This window comes from Chryseobacterium sp. SIMBA_029 (assembly GCF_046535275.1).
Classification (GTDB): domain Bacteria; phylum Bacteroidota; class Bacteroidia; order Flavobacteriales; family Weeksellaceae; genus Chryseobacterium.
The window spans coordinates 1-277 of record NZ_JAWRXA010000240.1 but is presented as its reverse complement, the minus strand read 5'-3'; the positions used below and the strand labels follow the sequence as shown (position 1 = coordinate 277).

Below are 277 nucleotides of genomic sequence, written 5' to 3'. Positions count from 1 at the left end.
CTGCTCCTTCAGGGAAATTGATCTTGAATTTGACCTTTCCATTGGTTTTCCAGTCAAAGTAAATCCACGGCAAGACCATTGGCGTCCCAAATGCTGTTGTAAGCACAGGCCCCCCACCTAAGGCCAGGTTTGGACTAAAGTGTCTGATAAATAAGACTCCTCCTTGTCCTAATATATCGTCAGAACTGATTCTTTCCAGATCAGTATACAATCCTACTGAAGCCATCATCATCATACTCCATTTCTTGCCCAAAGGTCTTATATGCTGCAGGCCAAC

Annotated in this window: 1 protein-coding gene; it reads right to left on the bottom strand. The window is 44.0% G+C overall.

The genetic code is table 11. The features are described from left to right. The coding region (locus tag SB679_RS23980) for a DUF6268 family outer membrane beta-barrel protein (RefSeq protein WP_410704745.1) at window positions 1–277 on the bottom strand (277 nt) is incomplete at both ends.